The 22,129-nt window shown below is 51.4% G+C and carries 18 protein-coding genes; 17 read left to right on the top strand and 1 reads right to left on the bottom strand.

Going from position 1 to position 22,129, the window contains the following annotated elements; genetic code table 11:
• Nucleotide 1: 1 nt before the first annotated feature.
• From ESZ91_RS00650 to acpP, 14 genes are all read left to right on the top strand, one after another.
• The gene (locus ESZ91_RS00650; protein ID WP_161970979.1) at nucleotides 2-1,225 is read left to right on the top strand and encodes an alpha/beta hydrolase family protein; all 1,224 of its coding nucleotides are present in this window, start codon (nucleotides 2-4) and stop codon (nucleotides 1,223-1,225) included.
• Nucleotides 1,226-1,246: 21 nt separating this feature from the next.
• Nucleotides 1,247-2,344, top strand: a complete 1,098-nt coding sequence (locus ESZ91_RS00645; RefSeq protein ID WP_129223094.1) for a uroporphyrinogen decarboxylase family protein — start codon at nucleotides 1,247-1,249, stop codon at nucleotides 2,342-2,344.
• A 76-nt stretch (nucleotides 2,345-2,420) separates the two neighbouring features.
• Nucleotides 2,421-3,101 carry a sporulation protein YunB gene (gene yunB, locus ESZ91_RS00640; protein WP_129223092.1) on the top strand — a complete coding sequence of 227 codons (681 nt, stop codon included), beginning with the start codon at nucleotides 2,421-2,423 and terminating at the stop codon, nucleotides 3,099-3,101.
• 314 nt (nucleotides 3,102-3,415) lie between these two features.
• Nucleotides 3,416-4,438 (top strand): phenylalanine--tRNA ligase subunit alpha, encoded by a 1,023-nt coding sequence (gene pheS, locus ESZ91_RS00635; RefSeq protein ID WP_129223090.1) that lies wholly within the window; start codon nucleotides 3,416-3,418, stop codon nucleotides 4,436-4,438.
• A gap of 14 nt (nucleotides 4,439-4,452) precedes the next feature.
• Nucleotides 4,453-6,840: a phenylalanine--tRNA ligase subunit beta gene (gene pheT, locus ESZ91_RS00630; protein ID WP_129223088.1), complete on the top strand. Its 2,388-nt coding sequence runs from the start codon at nucleotides 4,453-4,455 to the stop codon at nucleotides 6,838-6,840.
• Nucleotides 6,841-6,920: 80 nt separating this feature from the next.
• Nucleotides 6,921-9,176: a peptidase U32 family protein gene (locus tag ESZ91_RS00625; protein WP_129223086.1), complete on the top strand. Its 2,256-nt coding sequence runs from the start codon at nucleotides 6,921-6,923 to the stop codon at nucleotides 9,174-9,176.
• A 7-nt stretch (nucleotides 9,177-9,183) separates the two neighbouring features.
• Nucleotides 9,184-11,556, top strand: coding sequence for an endonuclease MutS2 (locus ESZ91_RS00620; RefSeq protein WP_129223084.1), 2,373 nt, complete (start codon nucleotides 9,184-9,186; stop codon nucleotides 11,554-11,556).
• 61 nt (nucleotides 11,557-11,617) lie between these two features.
• Nucleotides 11,618-11,965 (top strand): polyketide cyclase, encoded by a 348-nt coding sequence (locus ESZ91_RS00615; protein WP_129223082.1) that lies wholly within the window; start codon nucleotides 11,618-11,620, stop codon nucleotides 11,963-11,965.
• A 90-nt stretch (nucleotides 11,966-12,055) separates the two neighbouring features.
• The gene (locus ESZ91_RS00610; protein WP_129223080.1) at nucleotides 12,056-12,775 is read left to right on the top strand and encodes a polysaccharide deacetylase family protein; all 720 of its coding nucleotides are present in this window, start codon (nucleotides 12,056-12,058) and stop codon (nucleotides 12,773-12,775) included.
• Between the two features lie 32 nt (nucleotides 12,776-12,807).
• Entirely contained in the window at nucleotides 12,808-14,052 is a 1,245-nt protein-coding gene (locus ESZ91_RS00605; protein WP_129223078.1) for a M16 family metallopeptidase, read from the top strand.
• Nucleotides 14,053-14,118: 66 nt separating this feature from the next.
• Nucleotides 14,119-14,625: a DNA-deoxyinosine glycosylase gene (locus ESZ91_RS00600; RefSeq protein ID WP_129223076.1), complete on the top strand. Its 507-nt coding sequence runs from the start codon at nucleotides 14,119-14,121 to the stop codon at nucleotides 14,623-14,625.
• The gene (locus ESZ91_RS00595) at nucleotides 14,612-15,307 is read left to right on the top strand and encodes a DNA alkylation repair protein (protein ID WP_129223074.1); all 696 of its coding nucleotides are present in this window, start codon (nucleotides 14,612-14,614) and stop codon (nucleotides 15,305-15,307) included. Before ESZ91_RS00600 ends, ESZ91_RS00595 begins: the two co-directional genes overlap by 14 nt.
• Nucleotides 15,308-15,422: 115 nt before the next feature.
• Complete coding sequence (locus ESZ91_RS00590) at nucleotides 15,423-17,591, top strand: Tex family protein (RefSeq protein ID WP_129223072.1); 2,169 nt, start codon at nucleotides 15,423-15,425, stop codon at nucleotides 17,589-17,591.
• Between the two features lie 65 nt (nucleotides 17,592-17,656).
• Nucleotides 17,657-17,881: an acyl carrier protein gene (acpP, locus tag ESZ91_RS00585; RefSeq protein WP_129223070.1), complete on the top strand. Its 225-nt coding sequence runs from the start codon at nucleotides 17,657-17,659 to the stop codon at nucleotides 17,879-17,881.
• 91 nt (nucleotides 17,882-17,972) lie between these two features.
• Here acpP and ESZ91_RS00580 read toward each other — a convergent pair whose 3' ends face one another.
• Nucleotides 17,973-18,710, bottom strand: coding sequence for a glycerophosphodiester phosphodiesterase family protein (locus ESZ91_RS00580; protein ID WP_129223068.1), 738 nt, complete (start codon nucleotides 18,708-18,710; stop codon nucleotides 17,973-17,975).
• A gap of 125 nt (nucleotides 18,711-18,835) precedes the next feature.
• Here ESZ91_RS00580 and lepA point away from each other — a divergent pair, with 125 nt between their 5' ends.
• The 3 genes from lepA to hemW are packed head-to-tail and all read left to right on the top strand — an operon-like array spanning nucleotide 18,836 to nucleotide 22,105.
• Complete coding sequence (gene lepA, locus ESZ91_RS00575; RefSeq protein ID WP_129223066.1) at nucleotides 18,836-20,641, top strand: translation elongation factor 4; 1,806 nt, start codon at nucleotides 18,836-18,838, stop codon at nucleotides 20,639-20,641.
• Between the two features lie 15 nt (nucleotides 20,642-20,656).
• On the top strand, nucleotides 20,657-20,974 hold the full coding sequence (locus ESZ91_RS00570) for an MGMT family protein (protein WP_129223064.1): 318 nt from the start codon (nucleotides 20,657-20,659) through the stop codon (nucleotides 20,972-20,974).
• 12 nt (nucleotides 20,975-20,986) lie between these two features.
• On the top strand, nucleotides 20,987-22,105 hold the full coding sequence (gene hemW / locus ESZ91_RS00565) for a radical SAM family heme chaperone HemW (protein ID WP_129223062.1): 1,119 nt from the start codon (nucleotides 20,987-20,989) through the stop codon (nucleotides 22,103-22,105).
• Nucleotides 22,106-22,129 lie beyond the last annotated feature (24 nt).

The following is a 22,129-nucleotide window of genomic DNA, read 5'->3' as shown; positions in this document are numbered from 1 at the left end:
AATGAAAAAACTGGTTTTTTTGATAGCGATGATCATGTTGTGCAGTATTGGTTTTGCCGGTTGCGGCGGAAAAACGTCCGAATCGGATTCTTTATGGGATTTCGAGGCGTTGGAAAAGCAGACGCCCGAAACGGAGGATGCAGGATATACCTATGCGGGAAATGAAAATATCAAGGGCATCTATTTCGAAGGCGCGGAATATAACGGGGAAGCAACGAAAATATTCGCGTTTGTCGGTGTTCCGGAAACGGAAAAGCCGACAAACGGCTATCCCGCGATGGTGCTTGTGCACGGCGGACTTGGGCAGGCGTACGGTGATTGGGTAAAACTTTGGACGGACCGCGGCTACGTTGCCATCGCGCTGTCCGTCGACGCGAACATGACCGACAGCGCAAACAAAGCCTCTTTGAACGAACGCGGCGGTCCGCGTATCTCCATTACGCCCGCGGATATGAAAAATCCCGCAAATTCCTGGGAATATATCAGCGTGGCGAATATCATTGCGTGCCATAATATTCTGCGTTCCATGGATTCCGTGGATAAAACTAACGTGGGCATCACAGGTATTTCCTGGGGATCGTATCTCACCTGCATTACGGTCGGCGTGGATACGCGCTTTAAATTCGGCATTCCCGTTTACGGGGCAGGGTATAATCACGAGGACGTGACGGGCGAACTGGCGGGCGTCTTTCAGATGGACGACGAATCGCTCGCGATTTACCGCGAGCGGTTCGATCCTTCCGTGTATATGAAACATTGCAAAATACCTATGTTCTGGCTCGCGGGTGCGAACGACCACGCGTTTTCGCTGGCTTGTAATCAGAAATGCGCCGATTTGAACCAAGGCCGCAATACTTATTCCTGGCGAGGGAAACTGACGCACGGACAACAGCCCGGCGACGGCAGCGGACTTCACGAAATATTCGTATTTGCCGACGAAATGACAAAGTCGGAAAAAGGGCTTTTGCGGGTGAGCGAGGGCGAAGTCCAAAGCGGCGGGATAAGCCTGCGCGTGGAAAACGTTGGGGCGGCAAAAGCGGATTTTTATTGGTCTTCCTATCCGCTCGAATACTGGCACGACGCCATGAACGTATGGGAGCGAGAGAGTGTCGCCATAGACGGCGATACTTTGCGCACAGCCGTGCCGCAGACCGCCGTGTTCGGGTTTGTCGAAATCACCGACGAAAACGGAAATATCGTATCTTCCCGTCTGTTTACTTTTTAACAGCAGGAAAAAGGAGTTTTTATGAACGGACGAGAGCGCTTTTTAACGGCTTTGAAAAATCAAAAGCCCGATCGGCTTCCCTGTCAGGTGCACAGTTGGATGACGTACTATCTCGATACTTACTTAAACGGCATGGATTCTTATCAGGCATACGATTATTTCGGAATGGATCCCGTGATCTATGCCTTTCCGCATTTGATCTTCGACGAAAAATCTCTTAAAAACTGGGCGTATGAATATCGGTCGCTCGGAAAAGATAAGGACGGCGTAGAATCTTTCATTCAAATATATCATACCCCCAAGGGCGATCTGACAATCAAGGGCGCGCGCAATCGTTTCACCTCGTGGGAAACCGAATCTATGATCAAAAACGAGGACGATTTCGAACTGTTCAAAGAATTTTACCCCGTTCCCGTTTCTGCCGATTGGAGCCCGATCATCGAGGCGAAAAATAAGATAGGCGATAAAGGGATCGTGCGTACGTGGTGCCACGCATACGGTCAGCCTGGTACCTGGCAGAGCCTTACCTGTCTGATCGGTACGGAAAACACTATATATAAGGCGATGGATGAACCCGATTGGGTGCATTACGCGCTGAAAACGATCAGCGATAAGGCGGTCGCGTCGATTGAAAACATGGGTAAGATCCCCGCCGACCTCGTTGAAAACGGCGGGGGCGCGGCATCGAGTACCGTCATCAGTCCCGCCATGCACGAAGAGTTTTGTCTTCCTTACGACAGAATACGTCACGAGGCGCTGCACCGCCAGGGAACGCTTGTCGTCTATCATCTTTGCGGCGGAGTGATGCCTCTTTTGGAACTCGTCAGGCAAAACGGGGCGGACGCGCTTGAAACCATGACGCCCTCTTCCATGGGCGGCGATTGCCGTATGGAAGAGGCTGCAAGGCGCATCGGGGATTCCGTCGCTTTTATCGGCGGGTTCGATCAGAACGAAGGATTTGAGCGCGGAAATCGGAAATTTATCCGCGAAGAGGTGAAACGGCTGTTTGCGGCGAAACCCGACGGCGGTTTTATTTGCAGTCCGTCCGATCATTTCTTTTTCGGAGATCCCGAAAATCTGAAAGAATTCGTCAAGGCTTGCAGGGAATGCGAATACTAAAAAAAGAGCGGCGCCTGAAACGCCGCTTTTTTCTCTTTGCGGCAAGTTTTCGATCGTGTGCGCATATATATAGGGTATGTCGGAATACTATACCAGAAAGTATAAACGAAAGGGCAGTAAAAAACGCCTTTGGATATTTCTCGGCGTGCTTTTGGCGATACTCATCTTTATAATCGTGTTCTTTCAAACGAACGTCAACCGCGTGCTCGTATCCGTGAGCGAGGCGACCGTACAGGCGATGACGACGACGGCTGTCAACGACGCCGTGTTTCAGACGATGGAAAATACGTCTTCTTACGAAGATCTCGTTTCCATCGAACGCAACAATGCGGGCGATATCGTGGCGATCACCTCCGATTCTTTAAAGATCAATTCGCTTGCGAGAAGGACTGCCTCCGTCGCGCAGAAAAACCTGTCCGAACTCAGCGCGGGCGGCGTGCGGATCCCGCTCGGCGCCTTTTCGGGAATAGAAATTTTGGCGGGCACGGGGCCACGCGTCAACGTAAAGATCGTGCCCATCGGCAACGTCCTTTGCAAGTTCTCTTCCAAGTTTACCTCTGCGGGCATCAATCAGACGCTGCACTCTATTTTCGTGGACGTGCAGACGAGCGTGAGCATCATTTTGCCGACGCGCACCGTGCAGGTGGGCGGGAGTTCGCAGGTACTCATCGCGGAGAGCGTGATCGTGGGAAAAGTACCCGACGTCTATCTCAACGGCAATATTTTCGGGGAAGGCTTCGATTTGGTGCCCGATTGATAGAATTGCAGAAAAAACGATTGACATTTTTGCTTTTTTTTAGTATGATTTCTATATATAAAAAAGGCAAAGACAAAGACAGATGCACCGCGGCTCTTTGCAAGAGAGGAAAACCCGTCGGCTGAAAAGTTTTCTCATGGAGAGGTGCAGTATTCACTTTCGAGCCGTTTCCGCGAACTCATAGTAACGGGAGCCGTGACCTTACGCGTTAAGTGGCAACGAGGCGGAATTTTTTCCGCGAACATAGGTGGTACAGCGTTTCTACGCCCTGTGACTTTCAGTCACGGGGCTTTTTTTATATCGGAGGAGATTTTATGAAAGAAAAAATCCAGCAGATCAGACAGCAGATCGAAGAGGGGCTCGCGTCCGTCAGCCTCAGAAAATCACTCTTTGAATTGAAGATGAAATTTTTGGGCAAGACGGGCGAGATCACCGCGCTCTTGAAGGGCATGCGCGATCTGCCGCCCGAAGAGCGCCCCGAAATGGGCAAGGTGATCAACAGCGCGCGCGAATGGGCGGAAGAGGCGTTTGCCGCGCGCGAGGAAGAGCTGAAAAAGGCGGAACTCGAAGACAAATACGCCAGCGAAAAGATCGACGTCACGATGCCCGCGGCGTTCTCCGCCTACGGCACCGAACATCCCATCAGCATGGTCAGGCGCGAACTCGTGGATATTTTCGCGGGCATGGGATTTGAAATTTTCGAAGGCCCCGAGATCGAAAAGGACTACTATAATTTTCAGGCGCTGAATATCCCCGCGGATCACCCCGCGCGCGATATGCAGGATACTTTCTTTATCACGGAAGAATTCCTTCTGCGCTCGCAGACCTCTTCGGGGCAGATCCGCGTCATGGAGAAAAAAGCGCCGCCCATCAAGGTGTTAAGCCCCGGCAGGGTGTACCGTTCGGACAGCGACGCGACGCATTCGCCCATGTTCCACCAGATGGAGGGGCTCGTCGTCGATAAAAATATCACTCTGTGCGATCTGAAAGGGCTGTTGGACGAATTCGCGCGCAAAATGTTCTCTTCGGAAACCAAGACGCGCCTTCGCCCTTCGTATTTCCCGTTCACCGAACCGAGCGTGGAAGTGGACGTGTCCTGCTGCGACTGTCACGGCAAGGGCTGCCGCCTCTGCAAGGGCACGGGCTGGATCGAAATTCTGGGCGCGGGCATCGTCAACCGCCGCGTGCTGGAAAACTGCGGCGTCGATCCCGACGTGTATTCGGGCCTTGCTTTCGGCATGGGCATCGAGCGAATCGCTATGATCAAATACGGCATCAACGACATCCGTCTGCTCTTTGAAAACGACGTGCGTTTCTTAAAACAGTTCAAGGATTGACGAGGAGGAGCAAAATGAAAGTACCTTTCAGTTGGTTAAAGGATTATGTGGATATCGATATTTCCGCCGAAGAGTTGCAGGAAAAACTGTTTTCCTGCGGGTTCGAGGTGGAAGAACTCATATACGTCGGCAAGGAGATCGACCGCTGCGTGGTCGGACTCATCAAATCTGTGGAAAAACATCCCGACGCGGACAAATTGAAAATTTGCAGGATCGATTGCGGCGAATACGGCGAAGATATTCAGATTGTGACGGGCGCGGATAACGTGGCGGCGGGCGATCTGGTACCCGTGGCGCTCGACGGCTCGTCTTTACACGGCGGCGTCAAGATCAAAAAAGGCAAACTGCGCGGCGTGGAATCGTGCGGTATGCTGTGTTCGGGCGAGGAACTCGGCATTACCGACGATTATTACCCGGGCGCGGAAGTGAACGGCATCCTCATCTTGCAGGAAGATATTCCCGTCGGTACGGATATCAAAGAAGTGGTGGGGATCGACGATTATATTTTCGATATTTCGGTGACGGCGAACCGTCCCGACTGCCAGAGCGTGTACGGTATCGCGCGCGAAGTCGCGGCCGTTCTCAAAAAGCCGTTGAAACCCGTGGAACTTACGTACGACGTGGAAACGTTCGCGACCAGCGGGCGCGTAATGGTCGAAGTCGCGGCGCCCGATCTGTGCCCGCGCTATATCGCGCATTACGTGCGCGATCTGAAAATCGAAAGTTCGCCCCTGTGGATGAAAAGGCGCTTGGCCCTGTGCGGGCTGCATTCCATCAATAACGTGGTAGACATTACGAATTTCGTCCTTTGGGAACTCGGACAGCCCATGCACGCCTTCGATCTGTCGCACGTGACGGGGAGTAAGATCGTCGTGCGTCGCGCCGCGACGGGCGAAAAGATCGTCACGCTCGACGAAAAGGAATTCGAACTCACGCCCGACAATCTGGTCATCAGCGACGGGGTGAAGCCCGTGGCTTTGGCGGGGATCATGGGCGGACTGAACAGCGGCATCAGCGACGACACCGCCGAAGTGCTGTTCGAATGCGCCAAATTCTTGCGCGACAACGTGCGCAGAACTTCGCGCGCGCTCGGGCAGAAGAGCGATTCTTCCGCGCGCTACGAAAAGGGCGTCGACGCCTACACGACGGGCATCGCCATCAACCGCGCTCTCAATTTGATCCAAACGCTCGGCTGCGGCAAGATCGCCTGCGACCGTTACGATATCGAGGCGTCGCATCCCGAACCTCTGACCATTCATACCAAACTCAGCAAGATCTGCGCGGTCCTGGGCATCGAAGTTCCCAAAAAAGAGATCGTCGATATTCTGACAAGGCTCAACTTCAACGTCCGCTGTCAGGGCGACGACGCGGATGTTACCTCGCCCGCATACCGCGAGGACATCGAGGATTATCCCGACCTTGCCGAAGAAGTCATCCGTATGTACGGCTACGAGCATATCGAATCGACTTTTCTGAAAAACGCGTCGGTCACCGACGGCGGTTACAGCGACGGGCAAAAGCGCGAATTGCGCGTCAAAAATCTCCTGCGCACGCAAGGCTATTCGGAAACGGTCAACTACTCCTTTATATCGCCTAAAGATTACGCCATGCTGAAAATATCGGAGCAGACGCAGCGAGCCATAAAAATCAAGAATCCCATCGGCGAGGATATGAGTCTCATGCGTACGACGTTGGCGCCGTCGCTCGTCAATACCGTCGTAAGGAATCTGCGCCGCGGAAACACGGCGGGGCGGCTCTTCGAACTTGCGAGCGTGTACCGCGCCGAATCTTTGCCGCTCACCGAAATGGCGAAAGAGGACAAGACGCTCTGTACGGCAGTGTTCGGCGAGAAAGAAACTTTCTTTACGGCAAAAGGCGTGTTCGAACTGATCGCCTCCGAATTCGGTCTGAAATTCGACTACGCGCCCGCCGATATCGCCTATCTGCATCCGGGAAAGAGCGCGGAGATCTTAGTCAACGGCAAAGCCGTCGGATATCTCGGAGAACTCGCTCCCGACGTTGCGGAGAGCCTCGTCGTCGAAACGAACGTATATGTGGGCGAACTGGATTATGCGGCGCTTTCCGAACTGCTCGGCGGCGCGATCAAATATAAACAGTTGCCGAAATTCCCCGAAGTCCAGCGCGATCTGGCGCTCGTCGCCGAGGAAAAACTGACCTGCGCCGAGATCGAAAAAGTGATTTTCGAGGCTTCGAAATATGTGACTGCGGTGAAACTTTTCGACGTGTACCGCGGCGCACAGGTAGGAGAAGGGAAAAAGAGTATGGCGTTCTCGCTGACTCTCACGCCTGCCGACAAGGCGATCAAGCCCGAAGACGCGGACGCGCAGATCAAAAGGATCTTGCGGGCGCTCTCCGAAAAATTGTCCGTGGAATTACGCTGAAAACACAAAACTTACGGCGCGCAATGAAAAATTGCGCGCTTTCTCTTTCCAAAAAACGAAAAACATGATACAATATCGGTATGTGTGAAATCCTTGCACCGGCAGGGGATGAAAAGTCGTTTTATGCGGCGATCGACGCGGGTGCGGACGCGGTCTATCTCGGTTTATCGAGTTTTTCCGCCCGTCAAAGCGCCGAAAATTTTTGCCCCGACAATTTAAAAAAATATATCGATCACGCGCATGCGCTGCACGTGCGCGTCTATGTGGCGATGAATACGCTCGTCAAGGACGTCGAAATGGAATCTTTTGTTTCCGCGCTCGTTGCGGCGCATAACAGCGGCGCGGATGCGATCATCATGCAGGATATTTTTCTGGGCAAACTGATCAAAGATCGCTATTCCGCAATCACGCTGCACCTTTCCACGCAGGCGGGCGTCTGCAATATATTCGGCGCGCGGCTCGCCAAGCGGTACGGCTTTTCGCGCGTTATTTTAGCGCGGGAAACGCCCTTGAAAGACGTGAAAGAGATCGCCTCGATGATCGAGACGGAAGTGTTCGTGCAGGGCGCGCTGTGCACCTGTTTCTCGGGCCAATGCTATATGTCCGCCCTGGCGGGGGGCAACAGCGGCAACCGCGGCGCCTGTAAACAGCCGTGCCGCCAAAAGTACAAAATCGACCGAGAGGGGTTCGATTCCTACGCCTATGCGCTCTCTCTTTCCGATCTGTGCGCGGCGGAAAATTTGAGCGCGCTCATCGAAGCGGGCGTATCTTCCTTTAAAATCGAAGGGCGTATGCGTTCGCCCGAATACGTGCGCGCCGCCGTGACCTATTATAAAGACGTTCTGTCGGAAAATTCGCCGCGCCTTCGGGAGGATTTTTCCCGCATGAAACGCGCGTTCAATCGCGGCGATTATACGAAGGGTTACTTGTACGGTCAGGCGAAAGACCTCCTTTCCCGCGACGTGCAAAATCATCTCGGGGAAAGGATCGGCGTGCTCCGCGCGCGGGGCAAAAGGCTCTTTGCCGAAACCTCGTTCGTTCCTCGGAAAGGGGATGGCTTCAAGGTCATCCGCGGCGGGAAAAACGAGGTCGGGGGCTTTGTCTATTCGGAAAATTTTCCGTGCGAAAAGAACGGGTTTTATCTCCCTTCTTCCGAACGTTTCCGCGAGGGAGACGCGCTGCACGTTACGAGCGATACCTCCCTCTGCGAGCAGGATTTTGGAGTGCGGAAACGAAAAATCCTGATCGATATCGAGGCGCGCTCAGGCGAAAAACTGCGCGTGACGGCAAAAGGGGACTTTGCTTCTTTTTCTCTCGAATCGGAATTTTGTGCCCAAATTGCGCTCAGTTCCTCGCTTTCGGAAAATGATGTCCGCGCTTGTTTTTCCAAAACCGACGCCTATCCTTTTTCAATTGATTTCGGCGCTGTGAATATCGGGGAAAACGTGTTTGTCGTCCGCTCGCAGTTAAACGCTTTTCGCCGCGCTTTTTATCAGGCGCTGTACGAATTGCTGACAAAACTGAAAAATCAAAAAATTCATTACGAGCCGCTTTCGGTCGGGGAAACAAAAGGGGGAGTGAAATCTTCTACGGCTGTTCTCGATACTTTTTTCGATGAAAAAGCCTATGCCGAATATCCTCCCGATATTTTCGTTTTGAAACCGAATAATTACAAAAATATCGACGATATCAAGCAAAATATAACTTATGCAAAGTACTATGTCACGCATATATTGCTGTATGTTCCTGCTTATACGCTGAACGACGATCTGATCGCGATACGAAATTGTGCGCCTTTATTTCAAGGGCTATACTGCGAAGGCGCGTTCGGGTTAGAACTCGGAAAAGAACTTGATTTGCCCGTCTTTGCGGGCACGGGTTTCAATATTTTCAACCGTGCCGACATATCCGTTTTAAAGAGCGAGGGCGTTGAGAATTTTTGCGTTTCAAAGGAAATTTCTTTGAAAGAAGCGGAAAATTTGTTTTGCCGCGGCGCGTTCTATGCTTTCGGGGGCAATGTAAAGGCGATGGATCTGGGGCACTGTCTTTTTTCCAAAACATGCAGGAATTGCGACAAGAAAAACTGCTATGTTCTGGCGGACGAGGCGGGGCGGGAATTCCCGCTCAGGCGCTATGAAAACAGCGTCTGCCGATTTGAATTATACAACTGTGCGCCCATGGTATGCGCAAAAGACGTACCGTCGAAATTATACGATTTCACGGCGCTTCCTTCCGCGAAAAAACGAGCGTATTTTCAATTTTGCGGCGATGAAAACGCGTTGAAAAACGCATTGGGTAAGTATACCGCGAACCCGTGGAGATCGGGCGTGCGATGAGGTGAATATGAACGAACGAATTTTGGAAAAATTGGAACTGAATAAAATTTTGAAGAGCGTTTCTTCCTTTGCCGTTTTGCAGAAAACGAAGAGTGAAATGCTTTCCATTCGTCCGCAGACAGAAGAGTGTGAGGCGGAATATCTTTTGAATCTCACGGCGGAAGCGGATCTTCTTTTGTACCGATACGGCGTGGGCAAGATCGAAGATTTCGGGGCTTTCACGGACGAATTGGAGCGCGCGCAAAAGGGTTCGGCGCTCTCGTGTAAAGAACTTCTGAGCGTGTGCGCGCTGCTTCGTTCCGCGCGCATCGCCTATAAGAGCGTGGCGTCTGTCTACGATGAAAAGATCGTATATATGCGCGAGATCGCCGACAGGATTTATTTCGACACGGCGCTGGAAGACGATATCCAAAATAAGATAGTTTCCGAAGACGAGGTGAGCGACTACGCAAGCGACGCTCTGTATACGATCCGCCGCTCGATCCGCAGCCTCAACGAAAAGATCCGCGCCAAACTGTCCGCGTATCTGACGGGCGGGGATTCCAAATATTTGCAGGACGGCGTCGTGACGATGCGTGACAACCGTTATGTTCTGCCTGTGCGCGCCGAGTATAAAAGCAAGATCAAGGGTTTCGTGCACGACCGTTCGCAGAGCGGTGCGACGTTTTTCATCGAGCCCGAATATGTTCTGGAACTCAATAACGAGTTGCGCACGCTGATGAGCGACGAAAAGGAAGAAGTCGAGCGCATTTTGTTGCAACTATCTAATCGCGTCGGCGCAATATACGAGAAATTGAAAGAAGATATAGACCGCCTTTCCGAACTCGATCGCTGCTACGCGAAAGCGGAATATTCCTATAAAAACAAATGCGTGCGGCCTCGGCTCAATGCCCGCGGCGTCATCGATATCGTCAAGGGGAGGCACCCTTTATTGGACGCAAAGACGGCGATCCCCGTCAGCGTTTCTCTGGGCGACAAGTACGACCTGCTTTTGATTTCCGGACCGAATACGGGCGGCAAGACGGTCACGCTCAAAATGTGCGGACTGTTCTGTTTGATGGCTTGCTGCGGGATATTTATTCCCGCCTCGGGCCCGAGTACGGTTGCGGTATTTGAAAATATTTTTTGCGATATCGGGGATTCCCAGAGTATCGAAGAAAATCTTTCCACTTTTTCGTCGCACGTGAAAAACGTGATCGAGATCACCGAAAATGCGGATAAAAATTCCCTCGTCCTTATCGACGAATTGGGCGGAGGCACGGATCCCGACGAAGGGCAGGCGATCGCCAAGGCGGTGATCTCCTATTTGCTGAGCCTCAAATGCAAAGGCATCATCACCACGCATTATTCATCTCTCAAAGAATTCGCCTATTCCACCGACGGGATTGAAAACGCGAGCATGGAATTCGACATGACAACCTTGCAGCCGCTGTACCGGATCAGCATCGGTCTGCCGGGAAGTTCCAACGCCATCGCCATTTCGCGGCGGCTGGGGCTCAAAGAGGAAATATTGTCTTCTGCGCTCGCCAATTTGTCGGAGGGGGCGCAGCGTTTCGAAAACATCGTGCGGCAGGCGGAACTTTCTCGCGTGGAGGCTGACGCCGAAAAACAAGAGGCGGAACGCTTGAAACGCGAATGGAGCGAAAAAGTGTCCGCGGTGGATGCGGAACGGGAAAAACTGAAAAAAGAGCGCGAAAAACTTTATCTCAACGCGAAAGTGGAGAGTCGGCGCATCATCAACGAAAAGACGGAAACGGCGGAAGAATTGCTGGCGGAAATCGAAAAGCTCGCCTCTTCCCGCAACGTATCCGATGCCGATCTCATCCGCGCGCGCACGTTGAAAAATAAGTTGGCGGATCAGGCGTATGCGAACGAGGCGGAGGAAACGGAAAAACCCCGCCTTGAAAAAGCGGATCTTTCTTCCCTGCGGGCGGGCGATACGGTATACGTCGGCGCGATGCAGTCTAAGGGCGAAATTCTCTCCGTGGACGCGAAGAAAAAACGCGCGGAGGTGCGTTGCGGAAATATGCGTCTGACGGTAAAAGCGGAAGAACTCTATCGGATATACGAGAAGAAACCGATCAAGGATAAAAAACAAAACGTGCAAGTCGTGCGCAAAGTAAGTGCGCCCGCGGCTGTGCAGTTGGAGATCAACCTGCTCGGTAAAACGGTCATGGAGGCGGTCGCCGAAGTGGACGCCTTTATCGACCGCGCCGTATTGACGGGATTGGAGGAAGTCAAGATCATACACGGCGTCGGTACGGGCAAACTCAAAGAGGGGATCCGCAATCATCTTCGCGGTCATAAAAACGTCGGGGAGTTTCGCTCGGGCGTCTACGGCGAGGGCGAGGCGGGCGTGACCATCGTCAAATTGAAGTAGAGGAAAAATGAAAGTTAAGCGCAGAGAAGTTTTTCAAAGTCACATTTCTGAGGTGTGGCGAGTGATTACCGATTTAAGCGATTGTGCCTGGCGCTCGGATATTTCCCGCATCGAGGTTTTTGAACAGGGAAATAAATTTACCGAAATTTCGACGGGCGGCGTGGAAACGCGGTTTATTGTCACGGATTTTCAGCCTGTTACCCGATATGCCTTTTCGATGGAAAATGAAAATTTCGTCGGGGACTGGACGGGTGAATTGAGCGAATCGGGAGGAAAGACGCTCGCCGTTTTTACCGAAAATATTCGGCCGAAACGTAAGATTCTCATTGTGCCCGCCTATTTCTATATGCGCTTGCAGCAAAAAACATATTTCCGTGATTTGAAACGCGCGCTGCATGAAACCGAATAGTTCATAATCCCGTCTTTTTCCGAATATAATTGAATGAGAAAAAACTTTTGTTTTTTTTGCAAACTATTTCGGAAAATGAGGTAAACTAATTTGGACGGCAAAAGCAAACTTGCGATCGTAACCAACGTTGCGCTCGCGCTGATCATATTAACGGTCGGCGCGGTGTGTTTCATCCCGCTGGGCATTTCCACGGCGGGCGGCAAGAGCGACGGCGTTTACTATAACGGGAATACCGACAGCGATATGATCTCGCTGATGTTCAACGTCTATCAGGGATCCGAATACGTGCTCGACATCATGGATTCGTTGGATGAGTACGGCGTGAAAGCGACTTTTTTCGTGGGCGGCTCCTGGGCGGACGACAATACCGAGGTTTTGCGTGAGATCGCGTCCCGCGGGCATGAACTGGGCAATCACGGCTACTTTCATAAAGACCACGACAAACTGAACGCGGCGGAAAACCGTCAGGAAATATATCTTTGCGGCGAACTGGTGCGGGCTTTGACCGACGCGCAGATTAAACTGTTCGCGCCGCCCTCGGGTGCCTACTCGCCGACTACGGTAGAAGTCGCAAAGGAATTGGGATATAAAGTCATTATGTGGTCGAAAGATACCATCGATTGGCGCGACCACGACGAACAACTCGTCTTCTCGCGCGCCACGCAAAAGGCGTCGGGAGGGGATCTCGTTTTGATGCATCCGACCAAACATACCGCCGCGGCGTTGCCCGCGGTGCTCGAATACTATAAAGAACATTCGCTGCACGCCGTGACCGTATCGGAAAATATCAGCGGTCTGGAAAAGGTTTAGCGGCAAAAATAATTATACATAACGGAGAAATTATGACGTATTACAAGAAATTCGACAGCGGACTAAGGCTCATCGTGAAGAAGATCGAGGGGCTGTGGTCGGTCAGTACGGGCATCATCGTGGGCACCGGCTCGACCTTTGAAACGGACGGCGAAAACGGAATATCGCACTTCATCGAACACATGATGTTCAAGGGGACGGATAAACGCACTGCGTTTGAGATCTCCGATGCGATGGACCGTATCGGCGCGCAGGTCAACGCCTTTACTTCCAAGGAGATCACCTGCTACTATTCCAAATCCACCTCGGACCATGCGGGGGAGGCTTTTGAAATTTTATCCGATTTCTTTTTGAATTCCGTCTTTCCCGAAGACGAGATGGAGCGCGAAAAAGGAGTTGTTCTCGAGGAAATTTCCATGACCGAAGACACGCCCGACGATCTGTGTTTCGATGTTCTCGCACAGGCGTTTTACGGCAATCGCGGCTACGGCAGGAGTATTTTAGGGCCGGCGAAAAACGTTTCGTCCTTTACCCGCGAAAATCTTTTGGAATATATTCAAAAGCGATATGCGCCCGAAAATATCGTAATTTCTTTTGCGGGAAATATAGACGAAAAATATGCTGAAGAACTTGTGGAAACCTATATCGAAAGCAAGATCCCCAAGCGCAAAAGAGAGGACCGCAAGCCCGAAATTTTCTATCCATCGCAGAGCCTTTTCAAGAAAAAAGATATCGAACAGGTGCATTTCGCGCTCGCGTTTCCCTCGTTTCGCCGCGACGATAAAATGCTCGACGCGGGAAATCTGATGAACTATGTTCTCGGCGGCGGCATGAGTTCGCGCCTGTTTCAGAAAGTGCGCGAGCAGTTGGGGTTGGCGTATTCCGTCTATTCGTATATTTCCGCCTATACCGAATGCGGTTCGCTGATCGTGTACGCGGGTGTAAATCCGCAGAGTGCGGAAAAGGCGTTCGCGGCGGTGCGCGGCGAGATCAGCCGCCTTTGCAAGGACGGTATTACCGAAGAGGAACTCGTGCGCGGCAGGGAACAGTTGAGGTCTTCCCTCATTCTGGGACAGGAGAGCACGGCTTCCCAGATGCTCGTGTACGGTAAACATCTTCTCTTTACAGATGAGATCTTCGACTTCGATGCCCGCGTTTCCGCCATCGATACGCTCACTCGGGACGACGTCGCCCGTGCCATCGATGTAAGTTTCCGCGAGGAAAAGATGGCTGCGGGGGCGGTCGGGAAGTTAGACAAGCCTTTCCTGCTTCATTAAATAAAAATGTAATACAGCGCCTAAAAAGGTGCTGTATTCTTTGTTTTAAAGGGTTTAGATAGTACTATGTCAGACATAATCGGCGGTTTTGAACCTGTTTATCAACCGAATGACAGCCGTCTTTTGATTTTGGGAAGTTTTCCTTCCGTGAAGAGCCGTAAGGTCGAGTTCTATTATGGAAACAAACAAAACCGATTCTGGAAAATGCTGTGCGGGTATTTTCGGAAAGATATTCCGACGGATACGGCGGGAAAAATTTCATTTTTATATGAACATAAGATCGCCTTGTGGGACGCGGTATCTTCCTGCGAGATAGAGGGTTCTTCCGACAGTAAGATCCGAAACTACGAGATCGCGGATATCGGGCGTTTGATCGGGCTTTGTCCGCTGCGGGCGATATTGTTGAACGGCACGACGGCGTATCGTATCTTTCTTGAAAAATATCAGAATGTATCGGTGCCGTATTTTTGTATGCCCTCGACCAGTCCCGCCAATACGCGGTATTCCGAAAGGGTTTGGTTTGAACGGCTTGACGAACTGTACAAAGGAGAAATAAAAAATGATCGCTTATGAAGAACTTTTAGAAAAATTGCGGGAAAACGCCGACGTGTCGTTTCGGGAATTTAACGCAAAGATCTGCGTGCTTTCGCTTGATCGCACGCTCGGCGTGCGGGTTCCTGCGCTTCGGAAAATATCGAAAGAATACGCTGCGCTCGGCAAAGATGAATTGGACATTCTTTGTCGTTTCCCCGACGATCTGTTTGAGGTGACTTTCGTCAAATGTCTTGCCGTCGCATACGCGAAACTGACCTTTGAAGAACTTTTGGAATATCTGGATATCGTTGTGCCGCGTATCGACAACTGGGCGATCTGCGATTGCTTCACTTCCACGTTGAAGAGTCTTCGAAAGCGGCGCGAAGAGTTTCTTTTTTATATCGAAAAATGCGTTAGCGACGAGCGGGAGTATGTGCAGCGTTTCGCGTACGTTTGTCTTCTCGACCATTATACGATACCCGAATATTTTGAAAAAGAATTCGCGTTCATGGAACGCGCGGACTGTTCCAAATATTACGTGCACATGGCAGTGGCGTGGCTGCTTGCGGAGATCCTCGTCAAGGGCTACGGCGAAGGTGTTAAATTTTTGCGGAGCAGCGCTCTTCCTGCAAAAACGCTGAATAAAGCCATTCAGAAAGCGCGTGAATCCTATCGTCTGACCGACGAACAAAAAAATTATCTTAAAACTTTGAAAAAATAATGCCAAGTTTGTAAAAGTATGATACAATAGAGTACGGAAATCCGCATGGGCGGGTTTGCATTCGTTCTTGCTTGGCAAGGGCAAACGTATAACAAATTTTTTCGACGGAGTTACTATGGACATCTTAAAGAAATTGACGGAAGAATTTCCCATACGCGAGGACAGGGCTCAGAACATTATTCAGTTGATCGACGAAGGGAATACCATTCCGTTCATTGCACGGTACAGAAAGGAAATGACCGGCAGTTGCGACGACCAGGTGTTGCGCGAATTCAACGACAGGCTGACGTATCTTCGCAATCTCGAACAGCGAAAAGCGGAAGTCGCCAAGTCGATCACGGAACAGGAAAAGATGACGGAGGAAATCCAAAAAGCGCTGGACGCCGCCGTGACGCTTACGGAGGTGGAGGATATCTACCGTCCTTATAAACAGAAGAAAAAGACTCGTGCGAGCGTTGCGATCGAGCGCGGGCTGCAACCCTTGGCGGATTTTATTCTCGCACAGGATCCGAATGCCGACGTGAAGGCCGAAGCGGAAAAATACATAGACGAAGATAAGGGCGTGCCGACGACGGACGCCGCCCTTGCAGGCGCAAAGGATATCATTGCGGAAATCGTTTCCGACGATGCGAACGTGCGCAAAAAGTTGCGCAATTTGTTTATGCGCAACGGCGAGATCGCTACCAAACTCGTCAATACGGATAAAGAAGATTCCAAGACCTACGAAATGTATGCCGATTACAGCGAGCCTGTGGCGGAGATCAAGAGTCACCGCGTTCTCGCTGTCAACCGCGGCGAAAAAGAGGGGTTTTTGAAAGTCAAACTTCTTTTAAACGACGAGATCGCCAAACGTATCGCGGGTGCGTCTTATCTGAAAAACGGCGGTTATTCCACGGAACTCGTCAAGGAGGCGGTAGACGACGGATACGATCGTTTGATTTTCCCTTCCATCGAGCGCGAGATCCGCGCTATGCTGACGGAAAGTGCGAGCGAGCAGGCGATCAAAATGTTCGAGATCAACCTGAAACCGCTCCTCATGCAGCCGCCTGTCAAAGATAAAGTAACGCTCGGACTCGATCCCGCGTACAGAACGGGCTGCAAGATCGCCGTGGTCGACGGCACGGGTAAAGTGCTCGATAAGACGGTCGTCTATCCCACGCCTCCGCAGAACAAAGTCGAAGAGGCGAAAAAGAAACTCAAAGAACTGATCAATAAATACGACGTGGACGTCATCTCTATCGGGAACGGTACGGCGTCCAAGGAAAGTGAAATTTTCGTCGCCGATCTTTTAAAAGAACTGGAAAAAGAGGTCAATTATATGGTCGTCAGCGAGGCGGGGGCGAGCGTCTATTCCGCGAGTCCGCTCGCGGCGGAAGAATTTCCCGATTTCGACGTTTCCGAACGAAGCGCGGTTTCCATCGCGCGCCGCTTGCAGGATCCGTTGGCGGAACTCATCAAGATCGATCCGAAATCCATCGGCGTGGGGCAATATCAGCACGATATGGACAAAAAGCGCCTGGACAGCGTATTGGCGGGCGTTTTGGAAGACTGCGTCAACAGCGTGGGTGTAGATTTAAACACCGCGAGCGTTTCTCTTTTGAAATACGTTGCGGGGCTGAATGCGGGGATCGCGAAAAATATCGTATCGTACCGCGAGGAGCACGGCAGGTTTTATTCCCGTAAAGAAATTCTGAAAGTTCCCAAACTGGGCGAAAAGGCGTTTACCCAGTGTGCGGGATTTTTGCGCATCACCGACGGCGAAAATATTCTCGATAATACAGCCGTCCACCCTGAATCTTACAAAGCGGCGGAAAAATTGCTGCAACTGTTCGGTTACAGTGAAGAGGACGTCAAAGCGCGCAATATTTCCGACCTTCCCGAAAAAGTAAAAAAGTACGGCGAGGAAAAGGCTGCCAAGGAAGTTGGGCTGGACGTGCCCACGCTCAAAGATATCGTGGCAGAGATCGTAAAACCCGGAAGGGATATCCGCGACGCGCTGCCCAAGCCTCAACTCCGCAAAGATATCATGGATATCAACGATCTGATGGCGGGTATGGAACTTACGGGCACGGTCCGCAACGTGGTTGATTTCGGCGTGTTCGTCGATATCGGCGTGCATCAGGACGGTCTCGTGCATATCAGCGAAATTACCGATAAATATATCAGGCATCCTTCCGAGGTCTTAAAGGTCGGGCAGACGGTCACCGTATGGGTAAAGGACGTGGACGTGAAAAAGAACCGTATCGGATTGACGATGAAACAGAAAAAAGCGGCAAACAAATAAAAGTTTCATTGACTTTTGCTGCGAATTTTAGTACAATGGAATAATAAATCGAGGAGGACAGGTGTATGTTTGAAAAGGTAAGAGATATGCTCGCGAAACAGTTGAATTTAAAACCCGAAGCCATTGCTTTGGAAAGCGACGTTGTAAAAGATCTCGGCGCGGATTCGCTCGACGTAGTGGAGTTGTTGATCTCTTTGGAAGACGATTACGGTATTTCCATTCCCGAAGACGATATCGTGAACGTCAAGACGGTCAAAGACATCGTAGACATGATCGAAAAATTACAATAAGGTAAAAAGGAAAGAAGAAGGGCGCGTATTCAAACGCGCCCTTTGTTTTTTAATAAACAAGCCATTTGCATAGTACTATGTGTAGCATAAATCATAGTTTTTCGGGGGTGATATACTCAAATATCACGTTATCGATCATGGGCTTGACGCGGAGATATTCCTCTTCGGTGCGCGCCGTCCAGCCGAGGAGCAAAGCGTTTTTTCTCCTCGCTTTGGAGAAAGGAAGATTTGCGATATTGAAACTGATAAAGTCGGGTTTGGTCAAAAAATGGAAAGGCATGTTTTTCAGCGCCCATTTCTGCACGGCGGGCATGCTCTCTTCTTTTAAGGGGATCGTCGCGAGTTGCCCGCGTAAGATCTGCGGGGCTTGCTTTTTCATCTGGTACACATATTTCGGCTGAAAGGATTGCAGTGCAAATTCGCCCTTGTAGTTTTTTAATGCCGCAAGCGTCGCTCTTACGAGATCTTTTCGCTCGGGTACGTTTTTCAGTTCGATGAGAAGGGGCGCTTTCCCTCCGACAAATTCGAGGAATTCCTCGAATACGGGAATTTTTTGCTGCGTGCCCTGTAAGTGCAGTTCGAGTAGTTCGTTTCTCGTTTTCGAGATGGCGGGGCCTTTCGCCTCTGTCGTCCTGTCCAGCGTGTCGTCGTGAAAGACGACGAGTTTTCCGTCTTTTGAAAAACGCACGTCCATTTCTATGGCGTAGTTTTTGTCGATCGCCGCCTGATAAGCGGCGTAGGAATTTTCCGGGATGCCTTTTTTTATATCGTGCAGGCCGCGGTGGGCGATCGGCGTCGTCCTTAAAAAACTGTTTTCGGGAATTCTCATAGGTTTACCTCCAAAAAGATAAAATTATTTTAGCACAAAGAGGAATGCTTTTGCAATTCGTTTGCTAAATTTTTCAATTTTTTATATAATGAAACGGTAACAGCAACGAAAAATCGGAGAGATCAATGGCAAAGCCCAATCAATTTATCAGAAATTTTTGTATCATCGCGCATATAGACCACGGCAAGAGTACCATCGCGGACCGCATCATGGAACTTACGGGACAGGTGTCGGAGCGCGACATGGAAGATCAACTGCTCGATTCCATGGATCTGGAACGGGAGCGCGGCATCACCATCAAACTCACGCCCGTGCGCATGTACTATACGGCGAAAGACGGGAACGAATACGAATTCAATCTGATCGATACGCCCGGGCATGTCGATTTCACCTACGAAGTTTCGCGCTCTCTCGCCGCTTGCGAGGGCGCGATTCTGGTAGTGGACGCCACGCAGGGGATCGAGGCGCAGACGCTCGCCAACGTCTATCTGGCGCTGGAACACGATCTGGAGATCGTTCCCGTCATCAATAAAATCGACCTTCCCTCCGCCGAACCCGAGGCGACCAAACGCGAGATCGAGGACGTGATCGGTTTGGACGCTTCCTACGCGCCGCTCGTTTCCGCGAAAGAGGGCACCAATATACAGGATATTCTGGAGCGTATCTGCGAACATATCCCCGCGCCCGACGGCGACACCGAAGCGCCGCTCAAAGCGCTCATATTCGACAGTTATTATGATAACTATAAGGGTGTCATTCTCTTCGTGCGCGTCAAGGACGGTTGCGTGAAGGTGGGCGATACCATCAAAACGTTCCGCTGCGACAAGATGTTCGACGTGACGGAGGTGGGCGTATTCAGTCCCAAACTGACGCCGAAAGAGAGTTTGCAGGCAGGAGAAGTCGGTTATATCGCGGCGAGTATCAAGAGCATTCTCGACGTGGCTGTGGGCGATACGGTAACGAATGCGAACGTGCCCGCCGAACAGCCTCTGCCCGGATATAAAAAGGTGCAGCCCGTCGTATTCTGCGGCATTTATCCTCTGGACGGCAGCAAATTCAACGACCTCAAGGAGGCGCTCCTGAAATTGCAACTCAACGACGCGGCGCTCATCTTCGAACCCGATACTTCCGTCGCGCTCGGATTCGGCTTCCGCTGCGGCTTTTTGGGACTCTTGCACATGGAGATCATTCAGGAGCGGATCGAGCGAGAGTTCAATCTGGAAATTATCACGACCGCGCCGAGCGTTTCCTATCTCGTGCATAAGACGGACGGCGAAGCGTTTTTCGTGGACAACCCGTCGCATCTTCCCGATCCTTCCGATATCGAATACATGGAAGAACCCATCGTCAAGGCGGAGATATACAGTCCGCCCGAATATATCGGTTCGATCATGGATCTTTGCCAGGAAAAGCGCGGCATCTTTAAGGACATGACCTATCTGGACGAAAAGCGCGTAAAACTTCTGTATTCATTGCCGCTCAACGAGATCATTTACGATTTTTTCGATAATATCAAATCGCGCACGCGCGGATACGCGAGTTTCGATTATGAAATTACGGGTTACGAGCGGAGCGATCTCGTCAAACTGGACATCATGCTCAACGGCGACGTATGCGACGCGCTCTCCATGATCGTGCATAAAGACCGCGCCTATCCTCGCGGCAGGGAATTGGCGGAAAATCTCAAGGACGCGATTCCGCGCCAACTGTTCGAGATTCCCATTCAGGCTGCGGTGGGCGGCAAGATCATCGCCCGCGAAACGGTCAAGGCGGTGCGCAAAGACGTGCTCGCCAAATGCTACGGCGGCGATATCACCCGCAAGAAAAAACTTCTCGAAAAACAGAAAGAGGGCAAAAAGCGCATGCGCAGCATCGGCTCGGTGGAAGTGCCTTCCGAAGTGTTTATGTCTATTCTCAAAACCAATAAATAAGTTGCGAAGGAAAAAATGGAAAGCGGTTTTTTTCAACAGGTCTATGAAATCGTGCAAAAGATCCCCGTCGGCTGCGTGGCGACGTACGGTCAGATCGCGCGCCTTTGCGGCAATCCCCGCGCTTCGCGCGCGGTGGGGTATGCGCTGCACGTCAATCCCTTGCCGGGGAAAATTCCCTGTCATCGCGTGGTCAACCGTTTCGGCGGGCTTGCGCCCGCGTTCGCGTTCGGCGGCGCGGACGTTCAGCGCAATCTGTTAACGGCGGAGGGCGTATCGTTTTCCGACGAATATACGGTCGCGCTCGACAAACATTTGTGGGACCCGTTCGGGTAAAAGGAAGGTATTATGGCAGGCATCTATATTCATATCCCGTTTTGTAAATCGAAATGCCGTTACTGCGATTTCACCTCGTATCCCTCCAAATTGGCGTTCGCGGACGCGTACATGGCTTGCGTCTATAAAGAAATGAAACTGCGAGCGAAAGATCTGTCGGACAAGTCCTTCGATACCGTCTATATCGGCGGGGGAACGCCTTCCGTCATCGACGGGAAATATATCGCGGGCTGCATGAATCAGATCCGAAAATTATACAAACTTTCCGCAAACGCGGAGATCACCGTAGAGATCAATCCCGGCACGCTCACGAAAGAAAAGGCGGAGGCATATAAACGCGCGGGGATCAACCGTTTTTCGATCGGACTGCAATCCTCGTCGGACGTTCTTTTGGAAGAGATCGGGCGCGCGCATAACGCGGCGCAGTATCTGGAAACGTGCGAAATGCTGGGCGACGCGAACAAGAGCGCGGATATCATGATCGGGCTGAAAGGGCAGACAGTTTCCGACGTGCTCGGATCCATTGATTTTGCGCTGCGCGGCGGCGTACGCCACGTTTCCGTGTATGCGCTGACGCCCGAGGACGGCACGCCCGTCTATTCCGACTATCTGAATGGAGAATTGCCCGACGGCGACGAAGTTGCCGCCATGTACGACGCGGCGCGAGGCTGTCTGAAAGAGCGCGGCTTTGCCCGTTATGAGGTGAGCAATTTTGCGGTCCCCGGTTTTGAAAGCAGGCACAATCTCAATTATTGGCGCCGCGGCGAATATATCGGGTTCGGCGTTTCGGCAAGTTCCTTTATGGGCGGCCGCCGTTTTACGAATACGCCCGATCTGGACGAGTACATCAAGTGTATCCTGACCGATTTTTACCCCGTCGTGGACAATGAAAAAATCGAAGGAGAAGATGCGAAATTCGAATACGTGATGCTCGCCCTGCGCACGGAAAAGGGACTTTCGGCGGAGGATTATTCCGCGGCTTTCGGCTCGGATTTCTTTAAAGATTTTTCCAAGCCGCTCGAAAGACAAAAAAACTATCTCGCGTTTGAGAACGGGTACGTCCGTATCCGCGAAGAATATTTATACGTGCAGAATACCGTCATCATCGATTTTCTGCAACAACAGCAATGAAAAAAAGGAGCGTTTACGCTCCTT

Source organism: Candidatus Borkfalkia ceftriaxoniphila, assembly GCF_004134775.1.
GTDB lineage: Bacteria > Bacillota > Clostridia > Christensenellales > Borkfalkiaceae > Borkfalkia > Borkfalkia ceftriaxoniphila.
Note: the sequence above shows the minus strand (reverse complement) of the source record. Positions and strands in the feature narration are given on the sequence as shown.